At 58.5% G+C, this 16,344-nt stretch carries 13 protein-coding genes; 3 read left to right on the forward strand and 10 right to left on the reverse strand.

The window, feature by feature from the left end; all coding sequences use genetic code 11:
• Nucleotides 1–8 precede the first annotated feature (8 nt).
• Nucleotides 9–3,053 (reverse strand): glycosyltransferase, encoded by a 3,045-nt coding sequence (locus JJB09_RS23475; protein WP_201663527.1) that lies wholly within the window; start codon nucleotides 3,051–3,053, stop codon nucleotides 9–11.
• A 379-nt stretch (nucleotides 3,054–3,432) separates the two neighbouring features.
• On the opposite strand from JJB09_RS23475, the gene JJB09_RS23480 reads away from it, so the two are divergent.
• Entirely contained in the window at nucleotides 3,433–3,843 is a 411-nt protein-coding gene (locus JJB09_RS23480; RefSeq protein ID WP_201663528.1) for a calcium-binding protein, read from the forward strand.
• 68 nt (nucleotides 3,844–3,911) lie between these two features.
• Here JJB09_RS23480 and JJB09_RS23485 read toward each other — a convergent pair whose 3' ends face one another.
• The 9 genes from JJB09_RS23485 to JJB09_RS23525 form a co-directional block, all read right to left on the reverse strand.
• Complete coding sequence (locus tag JJB09_RS23485) at nucleotides 3,912–5,411, reverse strand: aldehyde dehydrogenase (RefSeq protein ID WP_201663529.1); 1,500 nt, start codon at nucleotides 5,409–5,411, stop codon at nucleotides 3,912–3,914.
• Between the two features lie 13 nt (nucleotides 5,412–5,424).
• Complete coding sequence (locus tag JJB09_RS23490; RefSeq protein WP_201663530.1) at nucleotides 5,425–6,561, reverse strand: iron-containing alcohol dehydrogenase; 1,137 nt, start codon at nucleotides 6,559–6,561, stop codon at nucleotides 5,425–5,427.
• 183 nt (nucleotides 6,562–6,744) lie between these two features.
• Complete coding sequence (locus JJB09_RS23495) at nucleotides 6,745–7,146, reverse strand: F0F1 ATP synthase subunit epsilon (protein WP_201663531.1); 402 nt, start codon at nucleotides 7,144–7,146, stop codon at nucleotides 6,745–6,747.
• A gap of 69 nt (nucleotides 7,147–7,215) precedes the next feature.
• Nucleotides 7,216–8,679 (reverse strand): F0F1 ATP synthase subunit beta, encoded by a 1,464-nt coding sequence (gene atpD, locus JJB09_RS23500; RefSeq protein ID WP_201663532.1) that lies wholly within the window; start codon nucleotides 8,677–8,679, stop codon nucleotides 7,216–7,218.
• Between the two features lie 19 nt (nucleotides 8,680–8,698).
• Nucleotides 8,699–9,580: a F0F1 ATP synthase subunit gamma gene (locus JJB09_RS23505; protein WP_201663533.1), complete on the reverse strand. Its 882-nt coding sequence runs from the start codon at nucleotides 9,578–9,580 to the stop codon at nucleotides 8,699–8,701.
• 26 nt (nucleotides 9,581–9,606) lie between these two features.
• Nucleotides 9,607–11,136, reverse strand: coding sequence for a F0F1 ATP synthase subunit alpha (gene atpA / locus JJB09_RS23510; protein WP_201663534.1), 1,530 nt, complete (start codon nucleotides 11,134–11,136; stop codon nucleotides 9,607–9,609).
• Nucleotides 11,136–11,696, reverse strand: a complete 561-nt coding sequence (locus JJB09_RS23515; RefSeq protein ID WP_201663535.1) for a F0F1 ATP synthase subunit delta — start codon at nucleotides 11,694–11,696, stop codon at nucleotides 11,136–11,138. The genes atpA and JJB09_RS23515 overlap by 1 nt, the downstream gene beginning before the upstream one ends.
• 270 nt (nucleotides 11,697–11,966) lie before the next feature.
• Complete coding sequence (locus JJB09_RS23520) at nucleotides 11,967–12,776, reverse strand: hypothetical protein (protein ID WP_201663536.1); 810 nt, start codon at nucleotides 12,774–12,776, stop codon at nucleotides 11,967–11,969.
• 100 nt (nucleotides 12,777–12,876) lie between these two features.
• Nucleotides 12,877–15,084: a primosomal protein N' gene (locus JJB09_RS23525; RefSeq protein WP_201663537.1), complete on the reverse strand. Its 2,208-nt coding sequence runs from the start codon at nucleotides 15,082–15,084 to the stop codon at nucleotides 12,877–12,879.
• 81 nt (nucleotides 15,085–15,165) lie between these two features.
• Here JJB09_RS23525 and fsa point away from each other — a divergent pair, with 81 nt between their 5' ends.
• Together fsa and JJB09_RS23535 are read left to right on the forward strand one after the other, a co-directional pair.
• Entirely contained in the window at nucleotides 15,166–15,819 is a 654-nt protein-coding gene (gene fsa / locus JJB09_RS23530; RefSeq protein WP_201663538.1) for a fructose-6-phosphate aldolase, read from the forward strand.
• 227 nt (nucleotides 15,820–16,046) lie between these two features.
• Nucleotides 16,047–16,283 (forward strand): hypothetical protein, encoded by a 237-nt coding sequence (locus tag JJB09_RS23535; RefSeq protein ID WP_201663539.1) that lies wholly within the window; start codon nucleotides 16,047–16,049, stop codon nucleotides 16,281–16,283.
• Nucleotides 16,284–16,344: the final 61 nt, after the last annotated feature.

The raw sequence follows: 16,344 nt of genomic DNA on the forward strand, positions 1-16,344 counted from the left end.
TTCCTTTATTAAGAGTTCGATCTCAGGTATGAATCCAGCATGTCCTCATCAGGCACTTCGACTTCATGGGCCGCCTGAAGCTGTTGCGTTGCTTCAATAAGAAGCTGGCAAATCTCCGCCACGTCCGCCTCCCTGGGAACGACAGAGCCATACTGTAACTCCCGCACTCGTTCAGCAGGCGCGCCTATGTCCGTCACAACGGGCCAAAGCCCGGCCTCGAATGCAAGCGAAAGCGTGTAGGAGAAGGTTTCCGGCCAAAGGTTGGGGAAAAAGCTGATATGCGGCTGATAGCGAGCCAGCAGACTACCGATGCTGCTTGGTTCATAGGCCCCCAGTATCTCGACATTTGGCAGATCCGAAAACGCGGCATCGTTCCTGGTATAGCCGAAGACGATGAACTGAAGCGGCAACCCATGGCAATAGGCATGTTGCGCGCATTCAAGAAGGCGCGGGAATCCCTTGATATCGCTGATAGCGCCGATTATGGCGACGCGTATCCTGTCGCTCTGCGCAGGCACGCTGAGACGCCGGACTTCCGCCTGGCCAACCGCATCAGTTCGTGGATGCGGCTTCACCACAAACTCGCCGTCGAAGCCAAGCCGAACGAGTCGGTTGACCGTATCGTGCGACCCCGCAAAAGTCCGTTTTGCACCGCTCATCACCGCCTGAAACGCCTTGCGATATTGCTGGATGTCGTTGCCCGCCGCTTCCAGATAGTGGCGCAATCCGGGAAACGGTCGATCCACCACCGCCGCAAGGCTTGGCTTGTCGTCAGGGGTTTCTCCGAAGTAGCGACCGGATGGGGTCGTGAACGTCACGCTGGGGCAGGCCCAAGCGAAATCGTGAACGGTAACGTCATAATCGAAATTTTCCACAAGCCAGCTAAGCAACACTTGCGGCACGCCGATCGGGCTGTGGATATGGATCTTCTCCGGCCCGAATTCGATTATGTCGTTCTTGAGTTCTTCGATTTCCCGCGCCGAATACGTCTCATTATGCGCAGCCTGGAAGAAGCGTCCATACTTGCTTTGATCCGACTGGATTTCAAGTTTCGACGATCCCAAAAGCGCAAACCTCAGGATCAGATTGGCGTAGTCTTCCTGCCGGTAAAGATACGCCAGATCCTGAACATACTTTTCCGTGCCGCCGCCAAGGTCGTGCGTAATGTGTAAAACGCGCTTTTCTTCCATGGCATCGGCCAGCAAGCCGATATTTACATCCCGACGGAGTTTTGCGACAGGATCGCGCGCAAGGAACCTCTGAATCACACGATCGTAAAAGGGATAGGCCTCGTTTATCTTCTTGGCGCTCTCAATGATCCGCTGAAGCTTTTCATCTCCAAACGACACGGCTCCCCTGTGGATCAGGAATACATCGGCCGCCAGCACATGCTTCCATCCTCTCGAGGAAGCCTTCAGGCAAAAGTCAACTTCCTCGCCGTAACCCCGTCCCCACTTTGCGGCATCGAAGGCACCGACATCCATCAGGCAAGCCCGCCGAATGAACATGCAGAAGCCGATCGCCACCGGGATATCGAGAATCTTTCCGGCATTTACACGGGCGGCCATCTCATCGACAGCCTTGGCTATTTCCGGTGTCTCGACAGGAATTGACTTGCAGAGGTAGGGCAGTGTGCAGATTTCACCGTTGCTGGAGAACGGCGTCACAGTACCGATGTTGCTATCCTTCGCCGCAGCCGCGACGATCCTGTCCACCCAACCGTCCTGGACAACCGTGTCCGCGTTGAGGAGAATGACATCATTGCTGCCGGCCGCGACCATCCCGAGGTTAACCGCCGCTGAAAATCCATGGTTTTGCTTGCGATGCAGTATCTTGAGGTTTTCCCGACCCTGCAACTCAAGCGCACGCAAATATTGGACAATCACAGTTTCCGGCGAATTGTCGTTGACGAGGATGATCTCGGTCTTCGTTTCGTTTTGCGCGGCGAAAATACTGTCCATGCATTCGGCCAGTTCCACGGCACCGCCATAGACCGGGACAACAACGGAAACGGTGCCGCCAGCCTCTGTCGGCGCATCTTTAAAGACCAGATCACGCGCAATAAAACTGGTCGCGCCGTCTGAAGACAGCATGCCGCTGGACAGTGATGTTACGCTCTTCATCGCGGTACGACGATGCTGGGCGATTGCAGCGAGTTCCTCATAAGTGCTCGAAATCGAAATCCGTGCGACTTCGATCTTCGTCTCCGCATCGATAAGGGTTACCTCGGCACAATCGCCTTCGAGCTCGGCATCGAAGTGCAGCACGAAGCCGAGATTCGCGGTCACCCCACCAAGCTCCTGGCGCACATCTGCCCGCTTTAGGTTAGTACTTGCGCTTCCGAGCCTCATGCCGTCGCAATAGGCATCCAGACGAAGCGGAATTCCTCGATCCTGCCGGAATGCCCAGCCTTCAATCCGGCCGAAATCGGCGTGTTCGACGAACACGGTGTAGTCAGGGTAGCTCAGGGCGACTGCATCGCTTCTGACCACTTCGCTTTCATGATCTATCTCAACGACGTAAACATGCGCGCGCCCATCCCAATAGGCTTCCGGCACCTGCCACGTAAGCGCTACTTCGACGCCATCAGCGGTAGAACCCTCGACGAACGGGATCTTGATGAATCCCACGCTCACACCGTCGATCTTGACAGCAGCCTTGATGGCCGCGCCGATCCACCCGCGGACGACGATTTTCAAGGCGCCGTGTTCAATACCCGCAAGCATGATCGACATGCCCCGCGCCACATTGAGAATGCGCCCGTCCCCGTCGATGATTTCGCCATCTGCCAGAACATGAACCAGATTCGTCAGCCGCTTGATCGAGCGCCGGGCAATCGGCACGCAAAAACCGGCGCGGCCGCTCGCAATCCCGTTCGCCATCAGATCGGGGCGGGATTGATTCGACAGGCCACTTGAAACAATGGTTTTGTTGAGAGCGACCGAGATGTTCAACGGGTCGTCGTTTCCAGCGTTTTTCGCCCAACCGACAACGTTCAACCCATTGTCGATCTGCTCGAAATGTCCGAGAATCTCCGGCTTTAGAGAGTTCATTTCAGTCTTGTCTTTCCAATCGAAACTATGGGCGAGCATCCCGGCCCATAGACAAACTCGGGCTCCGGTCATTGCCCCTTCACGACCTTCACGACGCAACCATACGCACGCCGTGATTGCATTTCACACGACACGAAGCCACCAAGGAATGCACGCAGTAGGCGCTGCGCGAATATCGCTCCGCGGGTAAAGTATGCAACCCCTGATGGATTTCCGATTCGCCGCTCCGGCCATTCAGCCGGGGCCGAATGGCTGACATATATCACCAAATCGTAATAGGACCAGTGCAAGATTTAGCAGTATGCAACTCGTCGCGACGTGTGTATCTGTGCGCTTCGTTTTTAAATTGCCTCATGATTCACAAGGAAACGAGAACAAAATGGCATCTATGGTTGGCTCCAATAAGGGCGAAACGATCACCGGCAAATCTTTTGCGGACAAGCTGTTCGGCAAGGGCGGAAACGACGTCCTCAACGGGAATGGCGGCAATGACCGTCTCGACGGCGGCACCGGCAACGACACGCTGACCGGCGGCGCTGGCAAGGACACTTTCGTGTTCGGCGCGAAGTCCGGCAAGGACGTCATCACCGATTTCGACGTCAAGAAGGACGTCATCGAAATCGCCAAGGGCATCAACGGCATCAAGAAGGCTGCTGATGTTCTCAAGCATGCCGACCAGAAGGGCAAGGATGTTGTTATCGACCTCGGTGGCGGCAACAAGATCACCCTGAAGGACGTCAAGCTCGCCGATCTCAAGAAGAACCCGGGCGACCATTTCGACATCGGCTGATCTCAGTCGCGTTAAATGGAAAAGGGCGCCATCGGCGCCCTTTTCTCGTTGTTGAAACCAATTGGAAATTACAAGAACCTCTGCCAGATCGTCTTGTAGTCGCAGTATTTGGCGATGGCATGCACCGAGCGATCTCGACCGAAGCCCGATTGCTTGAAGCCGCCGAACGGCGTGGCAAAGTTCGACAGATCGTAGCAGTTGATCCAGACAGTGCCGGCATGAATACCCTCCGACATGCGATGCGCACGGCTCATGTCCGAGGTAAAGACAGCCCCCGCCAACCCATACTCGGTATCATTGGCAATCGTCAGTGCCTCCTGCTCGGTCGAGAACGGAATCGCTGTCAGCACCGGGCCGAAAATTTCCTTGCGCGCCAGCGACGAATCATTGGACGGCGCGACAAACACCCCCGGCGAAAGGTAGTAGCCACCGGTATCCGCCATCACCCGCTCGGCCCCGAAGGCACGCCTTGCACCTTCGCGCTCGCCAGCCTCGATCATCGTCAGCACCATGCCGAGATGAGCATCTTCGATCAGCGCGCCAATCTGCGCCGACGGCTCAAGCGGATGAGCCAGGGTAATCTCGCGTGCCGTTACCTCCCGGATCTTCTCGATCAACGTATCCATAATGCTGGCTTCGGCGATCAGCCGTGTCGAAGCATGGCAGGTTTCGCCGGAATTGTAGAAGCAACCCCAGGCTGCGGCAGACGAGGCTGCATCGAGATCGGCGTCGGCAAACACCACCAACGGCGATTTTCCACCGAGTTCCAGCGCTACCCGCTTGAGATTGGTGGATGCCGCATAGCCCATGATCAGCTTGCCGACCTCGGTCGAACCGGTAAACGCAATCATATCGACGTCCATGTGGCAGGCGAGCGCCTTGCCCACTTCCTCGCCATAACCCGTGACGACATTGAACACCCCGTCCGGCAAACCGGCCTGGCTCGCCAGTTCCGCAAGCTTGATCGCGGTCAGGGACGATTGCTCGGCAGGCTTCAGCACCACCGAATTACCTGCGGCAAGCGCGGGGCCGAGTTTCCACGTCTCGATGATCATCGGGTAGTTCCACGGCGTAATCGCGCCGATAACGCCCAGAGGCACCTTGCGCACCAGCGCACGGTCATTCGGACCGGTCGGCGCAATCTCATCATAAAGCTTGTCGCACATCTCGGCGTAGTACTGGATGCAGTCAGCCGCCAGCCGCACATCAACATTCAGCGAAGCCATCACCGGCTTTCCGACATCGATCGTCTCAAGCAGCGCCAGTTCCTCGCGATGCTGGCGGATGAGCTCCGCCCAGGCGAGCATGATCCTCTTTCTCTCAGCTGGCTCCTTGCCACGCCAGACACCACTTGCGAAAGCTTTGCGAGCGGCCCCCACAGCTCGATCGACGTCGTTGATGTTGCCGCGTGCAATTTGCGCTGAAGGCTTGCCATCCATCGGCCGGATGCGGGTGAATGTCAGGCCCGTGGAAGCAGGCTGTCGCTTGCCATCGATAAAATGGTTGCCGTTTAGACTAATCTGCGTGAGCGCATTTTCCCAATAGGCTCTGTCGTATTCTATAGTCATGATCAGGGAATCCTTACTTCATAGCCATGATGGATGCTGCCATGTGATCGATATCAGCGTCTGTGACATCGCGGACCGTCGACTTGCGCATCGGCTGGTTTTCGGTGGCGCGCATTTCGTGCCCGAGCTCAGCCGCGCCGACACCTGCAAACGCGTCCGGCAGCTTACGGATGACGGCGCAGCGATCCATGAGAGCGCTGAAAAAGGCCGGCAGTTCGTTAGCAGACTCCAATCCGCAAGCGCGGGCCGCGGCTTTCAGGTCATCTGTATCGGCTTCAACCAGCCACGGTAACGTCACTTCGAAGCCGAGCGCGGTTGCAAGTCCGTGATGGACCGGTGCCAGCCCTGCCATGGCATGCGAAATATTATGAGCAATCGCGGTACCGCAATTGTCGATGGCAGCGCCGCCATAGGAAGACCCGAGCAGCACGGCTCCGCGTGCAGCCAGATCATCAGGCGCTTTTACCGCACGCTCAAGATTGGCCGAAAGCAGGCGAAGCGCTTCATGACCAAAGATCTTCCCTGCGGGATTTGCATTGCGGTTGGTGGATGCTTCAAATGCATGCACGAACGCATCGAGTCCACACCAGGCCGTCAAATTGGCGGGCAACGACACGGTTAGGACCGGATCGAGTATGACAAGATCTGACTTGCTCTTGGCGCCCCAGACCCAGAGCTTCTTGCCTGCCGGACCGGTGAAGATGTTGGTGGCCGAGGTCTCGGACCCTGTGCCGGCCGTCGTCGGGATCATGATCTTGCCGAGTGGTTTTTCCGGAAGCGGATTGGCTGCGAGCGCATAGTGCATTGGGTCTTCACCCGAGGCAGCAGTACAGGCCGCGATCTTGGCAATATCGAGCGCGGAGCCGCCACCGATGCCAATGACAAGGCTGCACCCTCGCGCTACAGCTGTTGCGGCCTGAACATGAGCAAGCTTGGGTTCTCCGGAAAAGTCCGAATAGATGGCAGCGGTAATGCCGGCGGCATCCAGCAGTTTCACGACCTTGTCGCCTAAACCGGAGGCGGCCAGAAAGCCGTCGATCACGATTGCGGCCTTGCCGTTATCGCAAAGGGCCTGCGCATGAGCAGCAATGTTGTCAATTTCGTTCGCCCCGAAGCGAATCTCGGGAACGGGCGAGAACGAGAAGTTCATGAAAGTCTCCGGAAACGTGCGAAGCCAGTGTCAACCGCTTCGCCTGTGTGAATATAGCCAGAAGCTATCTCGTTCCGGGCGGCATTTCCCGCATCAAATGCGACATGAAAATCGGGTTAAAGGTGAAAAATAACAAAGCCCCCGACGATGCGGGGGCTCTGCGAAATTCTATGCACTCGAAGGTCAGGCAGCGAATGCCGACAGGCCGTTCAGATCTGCAATCAGCTGCGAGATACGCAACCGCGCTACATCGTTGGCAGCATTGCCGAGATCGGTATTGGCCTGATTGACGCGCTTGGCAAGCGCATCCTTCGTAAAGTCCGAAACCGGAAGCGCCGCTTCAGCCAGAAGCGTGCAGCCGCTCGGCAGAATATCTGCAAAGCCGCCGAACACGACGAAACGTTGCGTCTCGCCAGTTGCTTCCTTGACCGTGATCACTCCGGGGCGGATCGTCGTCATGAACGGCGCGTGATTGGCCATGACAGCCATTTCGCCTTCCGTGGCCGGCAGGACAACTTCGGTCACCGATGCCGACATCAGGAGCCGTTCCGGCGAGACAAGTTCAAAATTGAAACTATCAGCCATAATCAGTCACTCTTTCTCTAAACAGTTTGCGAGCGCCAAGCCACTTCAGCCGTGCGCTCGCAAATCTTGTCAGGCAGCTTCGGCAGCCAGTTTCTTGGCCTTCTCGATAGCTTCCTCGATCGTGCCGACCATGTAGAAAGCAGCTTCCGGCAGGTGATCGTAGTCACCGTTAACCAGACCCTTGAAGCCCTTGATCGTGTCTTCGAGAGCAACCAGCTTGCCAGGCGAACCGGTGAACACTTCAGCAACGAAGAACGGCTGCGACAGGAAGCGCTCGATCTTGCGGGCGCGGGCAACAGCCAGCTTGTCGTCTTCCGACAGTTCGTCCATGCCGAGAATGGCGATGATGTCCTGAAGCGACTTGTAGCGCTGAAGGGTCGTCTGCACCTTGCGCGACACTTCGTAGTGCTCTTCGCCGACGATCATCGGGTCGAGCATGCGCGAAGTGGAGTCGAGCGGGTCAACCGCCGGGTAGATACCCTTTTCAGCGATCGAACGCGACAGAACGGTCGTTGCGTCCAAGTGGGCGAACGATGTGGCCGGCGCCGGGTCGGTCAAGTCGTCGGCGGGCACGTAGATGGCCTGAACCGAGGTGATCGAACCCTTGGTGGTGGTGGTGATGCGTTCCTGCATCTGGCCCATGTCCGTGGCCAGCGTCGGCTGATAGCCAACGGCCGAAGGAATACGGCCGAGAAGTGCCGACACTTCCGAACCAGCCTGGGTAAAGCGGAAGATGTTGTCGACGAAGAACAGAACGTCCTGGCCCTTGTCACGGAAGTCTTCGGCGATCGTCAGACCGGTCAGAGCGACACGTGCGCGAGCGCCCGGCGGTTCGTTCATCTGGCCGTACACGAGAGCAGCCTTGGAACCTTCGCCGCCGCCGAGCTTGTTGACGCCCGATTCGATCATTTCGTGGTAAAGGTCGTTACCTTCGCGGGTGCGTTCACCCACGCCGGCAAACACCGAGTAACCACCGTGCGCCTTGGCGACGTTGTTGATCAGTTCCATGATCAGAACGGTCTTGCCAACGCCGGCGCCGCCGAACAGGCCGATCTTGCCGCCCTTTGCGTAAGGAGCGAGCAGATCGACGACCTTGATGCCGGTAACGAGGATCTGAGCTTCGGTGGACTGCTCAACGTAAGCAGGAGCATCCTGGTGGATGGAGCGCTTTGCAGCTGTGACCAGCGGACCGGCTTCATCGACGGGCTCACCAATGACGTTCATGATGCGGCCGAGCGTTTCATCGCCGACCGGAACCGAGATCGGCGATCCGGTATCGGTGACCGTCTGACCGCGCACGAGACCTTCGGTGGCGTCCATGGCGATGGTGCGCACGGTGTTCTCGCCGAGGTGCTGTGCAACTTCGAGAACCAGGCGATTGCCACCATTGTCGGTTTCAAGCGCGTTAAGGATCGGCGGCAGATCGCCACCGGCAAAGGATACGTCCACGACGGCGCCGATGACCTGGGTCACCTTGCCGACGGAGCCTGCTGCTGCGTCCGCAGCGGATTTCTTCGTAGCTGCCCTAGCCATGAAATTCCTCTTTCTAACGTCAGAGCGCTTCAGCGCCCGAAATGATTTCAATCAGTTCCTTGGTGATCTGCGCCTGCCGCTGACGGTTGAACGTCAAAGTCAGCTTGTTGATCATCTCACCGGCATTGCGCGTGGCATTGTCCATCGCGCTCATCTTCGCACCCATCTCGCCTGCGACGTTTTCGAGCAACGCCCGGAAAATCTGCACCGAAATGTTGCGCGGAATAAGATCGCCGAGAATGGCGCCCGCGTCCGGCTCGTATTCGTAGACAGCGCTTGCACCGTTCTGAACCGCACCGTTGGTCGGGGCCACAGCAGGGATCAGCTGCAAAGCAGTCGGAATCTGCGAGATCACAGACTTGAATTCCGAGTAGAAGAGCGTGCAGATGTCGAACTCGCCCTTTTCGAAAAGGCCGATGACCTTGCGGCCGACTGCGTCGGCATTCTCGTAACCGATCTTCTTTACTTCACGCAGGTCGACGCGATCGATGATCAGCGAAGCGAATTCGCGACGCAGAATATCGAAGCCCTTCTTGCCAACGCAGATGATCTTGACCGTCTTGCCCTCAGCCACAAGCTTGCGCGTGTGGTCGCGGGCCAGACGGGCGATCTGCGAGTTGAAGCCGCCGCAAAGGCCGCGTTCGGCGGTGCAGACCACGAGAAGGTGAACCTTGTCGCGGCCCGTACCGGTCATCAGCTGCGGCGCATCGCTGTCGCCGCTAACTGCCTGTGAAATATTGGCGAGAACCGCACCCATCCGCTGCGAATAAGGCCGGGCGGCTTCCGCCGCCTCCTGGGCACGCCGAAGCTTCGCCGCGGCGACCATTTTCATCGCCTTGGTGATCTTCTGCGTCGCCTTGACGGAGGCGATCCGGTTTTTCAGATCCTTAAGTGAAGGCATCCGTTTTCCGTCCTAACTTATGCCGTTCAGGCGAAGGTCTTCGAGAAGCTGTCGAGAGCGGCCTTAAGCTTGGCACGCGTGTCGTCGCTCACTGCCTTTTCCGTACGGATCGCTTCGAGGATCGCCTTGCCTTCGCTGCGCAGGTTCGCCAGGAAAGCCTGTTCGAACTTGCCGACCTGGTTGACTGCGAGCCTGTCGAGGTAGCCGTTCACGCCGGCGAAGATCACCGCAACCTGTTCTTCCGTCTTGAGCGGCGAGAACTGCGGCTGCTTGAGAAGTTCGGTAAGGCGTGCGCCACGGTTCAGCAGGCGCTGGGTTGCAGCGTCGAGGTCCGAGCCGAACTGTGCGAAGGCCGCCATTTCGCGGTACTGAGCAAGTTCACCCTTGATCGAACCGGCAACCTGCTTCATCGCCTTGATCTGCGCAGCCGAACCGACGCGGGAAACCGACAGACCGACGTTAACGGCCGGACGGATGCCCTGATAGAACAGGTCGGTTTCGAGGAAGATCTGACCGTCGGTGATCGAAATCACGTTGGTCGGGATAAACGCCGAAACGTCGTTACCCTGGGTTTCAATGACCGGAAGTGCAGTCAGCGAGCCGGCGCCGTTGTCTTCGTTGAGCTTCGCGGCGCGTTCGAGCAGGCGCGAGTGCAGATAGAAGACGTCGCCTGGATAGGCTTCGCGGCCCGGCGGGCGGCGCAGAAGCAGGGACATCTGACGATACGCAACGGCCTGCTTGGAAAGGTCGTCATAGCCGATGAGGGCATGCTTGCCGTTGTCGCGGAAGTACTCACCCATGGCGCAGCCGGCGAACGGTGCGAGATACTGCATCGGAGCCGGATCGGAAGCGGTTGCGGCAACGATGATCGAATATTGCAGCGCGCCGCGCTCTTCGAGTACCTTGACGAACTGGGCAACCGTCGAGCGCTTCTGGCCGATAGCCACATAGACGCAATAGAGCTTTTCGCTATCCGGGCCATTGTCGTGAATGGCCTTCTGGTTGAGGATAGTGTCGAGAATGATGGCGGTCTTGCCGGTCTGGCGGTCACCGATCACGAGCTCGCGCTGGCCGCGACCAACCGGGATAAGGGCGTCGATGGCCTTGAGGCCGGTCGACATCGGCTCATGCACCGACTTGCGCGGAATGATGCCCGGAGCCTTGATATCGACGCGCGAACGCTTGGTCGCATTGATCGGGCCCTTGCCGTCGATCGGGTTGCCGAGCGCGTCAACAACGCGGCCGAGCAATTCCGGACCTACGGGAACGTCAACGATGGCGCCGGTCCGCTTGACGGTGTCGCCTTCTTTGATGTCGCGGTCGGAGCCGAAGATAACCACGCCGACATTGTCGGCTTCGAGGTTAAGCGCCATACCGCGGATGCCGCCGGGGAATTCAACCATTTCGCCGGCCTGGACATTGTCGAGGCCATAGACACGGGCAATGCCGTCGCCGACGGACAGAACCTGTCCGACTTCGGAGACTTCAGCCTCTTTGCCAAAATTCTTGATCTGGTCTTTGAGAATTGCGGAAATTTCCGCGGCGCGGATATCCATCAGCCAACCTCTTTCAGTGAAAGCTTAAGAGTAGAAAGTTTCGTGCGAAGCGATGTATCGATCTGCCTGGATCCGACCTGAACGATCAGACCACCGAGCAATGACGGATCGACCGTCAGATTGATCGTGACATCTTTTCCGGTGACGCTTTTGAGCGCCGCCTTCAATTCTTTTTCCTGCGCTGCGGAAAGCGCATGGGCCGAAGCGACATCGGCCGACATCTCGCCCCGATGGCGAGCATGAATCTCGCGGAACGACTTGATCATGCCGGGAACGGCAAACAGGCGGCGGTTTGAAGCCGTCACCTTGATGAAGTTGGCTGCAAGACCACTAATCCCGGCCTTTTCGAGAACGGCGGAAACGGCATTGAGCTGTTCCTGCGCCGAAAATACCGGGCTGAGGACCAATCGCTTGAAATCCGCAGATTCATCGATCAGGGACTGAAACTTGTCGAGCGCCCCTGCGACTTCAGACAAAGCGTTTTCATCGAGCGCCAGATCGAAAAGCGATGAGGCATAACGCTCGGCCACGCCAGAAACGGATTGCGATGAACCTGCCACGCGCTGGGTTTCCCTAATTCCTCTCAAGTGTGCAGCATTGCGACGCAAGCGCCACAACAACACCTTGAATTTGTTGCATTATTTTTGAGCGGCTATGAGAAGCTTGCCCCATATCCCCCAAAAACTCGCAAGCCATCTAGCATAGCTGGTTTGGAGTCGCAACACAGGATATTACCGAATGTTACGGCAGTTGCGCATTTCTTTTTCAATCTGACTCAAGATTGATTCCGAACGTGGAATATTTTTCCGCCTAGGGCCGCGGAAGCGCGACTACATCATCGTTGAAATATGGGCAACAACAGCGGCGGCGGCGACGACTTCCACCACCAGGGCAACGATCGCATAGACATAATTTCCGCGATTGAATGCAAGAGCGATCAGGCGCCCGAACACAGCAAGTATGAACGCCCCTGCGACCCCCAGATTGGCCATGAGGAAATCCATCGGTGCATTTTCACCATTGGCGCTGACGAACAGCCCGATCAACCCCACCCCGAGCGCAAATCCGCCGGCCGAACGAATGGTGGTGATCGCCGAGGCTTTTTCGGCCGTCACGCCAAGGCCGCTGACCGTCATCGACATGCGCGGTCCGAACATCACCAAGGCTCCGAGGAGAGTGAGTCCCGCATAGGTAAAGAACACCAGTCTGGCATCCAGCGCCTGCGGAACCGCCATCTGGGTGTCCGGCCTGAATACATCGAAGAAGTAATAGAGTGTTGCAGCAGTCAGCACCGCCTGCACCAGCAGCAGCAGGAAATTGAGTAGCGTCGACGCCTTGTCCGACATCAGCGACAGGACACGCCCGAAGGTGGAAAGCAGAAGCCCGATCGCCACAACGGTATAAAGGACCGGCTGATCGAACATCAGGGTCGCGATCGAAAGTCCGGCTAGGAAACCACCTGCAGCGCGCAACTCGCCAATGCCGCCTGGCCGCTTTTCATGGCTTTCCAGGCCTAGAAATCGACCGACCGCCGTGGGAAACAACAGGAATGACAATCCGACGACGGTCAGGAACCCGACGGCTGCAAATGCCGCTTGCGCACCGGGCGCGGAGGGAAACTCCGGCAGAGAAAATTCCATTGGCGCCCCTTGTTCGCGCAATACCTGCGGATGTTATGCCATAGCTGAGTTTGCGCGAAAATGTCCGACATGACACGCACAGCGTTTTTTTACGATGGTATTAAAGAAAGCTCTGCGGATCGATATCGAGTTGCACCTGCACGGTTCCGCGCTCTTTCGGCCCGCTTGCAATCATCGTCCGAACGAAACCCTGCATATCCGCACCCCGCCTTCCATGCACGAGCAGCCGAAAACGGTGACGTCCACGCACCAGCGCAAGCGGCGCCTCTGCCGGCCCGAGCACCGAAATGCCGGAAACTGAAGGGGCCGCCTGCCTGAGGCCGCGCGCATGCGTTTCGGCGTCGGCACGCGTATCGGCCGAGACAATGACCGACGCAAGCCGACCGAACGGCGGCATCAACGCCCGCTCGCGCTCGACGATCTCGCGTTCGTAGAACGCTTCCGGATCGCCCGAAACGATCGCCTGCATGACGGGATGGCCGGGCTGGTAGGTTTGGATCAGGCCGCTGCTCTTGAGGCCCGATCGTCCGGCGCGCCCGGTGACTTGCGACAGCAGCTGGAATGTCCGCTCGGCGGCGCGCGGATCGCCATTGGAAAGCCCCAGATCGGCATCGACGATGCCGACGAGCGTCATGTTGGGGAAATTGTGCCCCTTGGCGACAAGCTGCGTACCAATGACAATATCGGCCTCCCCCTTGGCGATTGCCTCAAGCTCCAGCCTCAATCTTTTGACGCCGCCCGCGAGATCGGATGACAGCACGATTGTACGGGCATCCGGGAAGGTCTTTTCGACCTCCTCGGCGATGCGCTCGACACCCGGACCGCAGGACGCCAGATGATCGAGCGTGCCGCATTCCGGGCAGGCATCCGGCGATTTTTCAGTATGGCCGCAATGGTGGCACTGCAAAACATTGCGGAAGCGATGCTCCACCAACCATGCTGAGCAATTGGGGCATTGGAACCGATGGCCGCACACACGGCAAAGCGTCAGCGGCGCGTAGCCGCGGCGATTGAGAAACAGAAGCGCCTGTTCACCCCGTTCCACGGTTTTCTGAATCCCCTTGATCATCACGGATGACAGGAACCCGCCGCGGGCTGGGGGAAAGCGGCGCATGTCCACGAGATGCAGGTCGGGAAGCGCCGCGCCGCCAAACCGGCTCCTTAGATGCACCTTGGCGTAACGCCCCTGGTCGGCATTGACCCGGCTCTCGATCGACGGGGTCGCCGAAACCAGCACGACGGGGAAATCGCCGATCCGGCCGCGCACCACAGCCATGTCGCGGGCATTATAGAAGACGCGATCCTCTTGCTTGTAGGCGGGGTCATGTTCCTCGTCGATGATGATCAGGCCGAGATTTTCGAACGGCAGGAACAGTGCAGAACGCGCGCCCGCCACCACGCGCAACTGGCCTTCCGTCACCTGCCGCCACGTGCGCTCGCGCTTGCGCGGCGCCAGATCGGAATGCCATTCGGCGGGTTTGGCACCAAACCGGTCCTGAAAACGCTCGAGAAAGGCTGGCGTCAGCGCAATTTCGGGCAGCAGGATCAGCACCTGCTTGCCCTGTCGCAATGTTTCCGCCACCGCCTCGAAATAGACTTCGGTCTTGCCAGAGCCGGTCACGCCGTCGATCAGCGTCACGCCGAAGGTGTCGGCCTTGACTGCGGCCACCAGCTCGTCGGCGGCAGCCTGCTGGTCCGGCTCCAGCGATGGCGCGATGTAGTCGGGATCCGGTTCGGCGGCGATGGGTGGAGGTGAAAGAAACACAGGCTCGAACACGCCCTGTTTGGTCAAGCCGTCGATGACCGACGAGGTTACCCCCGCGGCATGTGCCAGCCCCGAGCGCGTCCATGCCGGACCGTCCTCGGCAGTGGCGATGACGCGCGCCCGCGCTTCTGTCATTCGCTCCGGGCGTTCTTCGGTTAGCCTCAGGCCCTCCACCATCGGTTCAGGCTCGAAGGCGGTGGGCGCGCGCAGCGACATCCGGGCAACCAGCCCTGGCGGCGACAATGTATAGCTTGCGGTCCAGTCGAGGAAATCACGCATTTCGCCGGCAAGCGGCGGGCAATCGAAGACCGTCGTTATCGATTTGAGTTTCTTCGGATCGATCGCCTCGGCAACCTGTTCCTGCCACACGACCCCGAATACCTGTCGAGGTCCCAGTGGAACCTGAACGATCGAACCGGGTTGGACATGCATGCCCTCAGGTACCATATATGTATATGGCTTCGGCACGGGAAGCGGCACCATCACAGGCACGGCTTTCGGCGCTTCCGGGGCGCCAAACAAATCGAACGAATCTTTTCCCATGCGCGCGACCTTGCACTTGCTTTTGGGTAAAGAAAACAGCAAAGAGGAAGAAATTTTGGCCTTCCTACGGAGTGTACGGACATGAAATTTTTCGTCGACACCGCTGACGTCAAGGAAATCAAGGAGCTGAACGACCTTGGCCTCCTCGATGGCGTCACCACCAATCCGTCGCTGATCCTGAAATCCGGCCGCGACATTTTCGAAGTCACCAAGGAAATCTGCGCCATTGTCGATGGTCCGGTCTCGGCTGAAGTCGCCGCGACCGAATACGAGCTGATCATGAAGGAAGCCGCGGTCATCTCCAAGATCGCCGACAACATCTGCATCAAGCTGCCGCTGACGCTCGATGGCCTCAAGGCTTGCAAGGCGCTGAGCTCGGATGGCCACCAGACGAACGTGACGTTGTGCTTCTCTGCCAACCAGGCGCTGCTGGCTGCCAAGGCCGGCGCGACCTTCATCTCGCCGTTCGTCGGCCGTCTTGATGATATCGCCTTCGATGGCATGGACCTGATCCGCGAAATCCGTCACATCTACGACAACTACGGCTTCGAGACCGAAATCCTCGCCGCCTCGATCCGCACGGTCAACCACGTCAAGGAAGCCGCCCTCATCGGCGCCGATGTGGTCACCGTGCCGCCTGCGACGCTGAAGGCGCTCGTCAAGCATCCGCTGACCGACAAGGGCCTCGAGCAATTCGTGGCAGACTGGGCCAAGACCGGCCAGAAGATCGCCTGATCGATCCGATAGTCTGAGAGACCAAAGCCCGGGCCGGATATTCCGCCCGGGCTTTTTCGTGGGCGACAAGCAGCGGGTCCGGCAATGGCAGGCGCTGAGGCACGTACGCACCCCTGTTCCTCGGGAAACAGCGACAGGCCGATTTTAATGCGAAAAAGGTCCCAACGGATGAGAAGACATCCAGACTGATCCAAGCAAGGGACCTTTTTTCTCCGAGGAGAACCGTCATGAAAAAGTTCGTTATCGCTGCGCTCGCCGCCGCCGTCGCCACCGTATCGCTTTCCTCAGTCGCCGAAGCCGGCTGGCGCCGTTATCACGGATGGCACAATGGCTACTGGGGTGGTGCCCGCATCGTCATCCGCCCGCGCGTTGTCTATTACGGGGACTACTGCTTCGTGAAGAAAGTTCGCCGCTACGACGACTGGGGCAACGTCTACATCAAGCGCGTTCGCGTCTGCCGCTGATTCACGTGAAATAGCCTGCCGATACCTGCCATCCGGGCTCCCTGCCGCTGGATGGCAGCGC

Origin of the sequence: Phytoamicus setariae, from assembly GCF_016722925.1 — a bacterium.
Taxonomy (GTDB): domain Bacteria; phylum Pseudomonadota; class Alphaproteobacteria; order Rhizobiales; family Rhizobiaceae; genus Rhizobium_E; species Rhizobium_E setariae.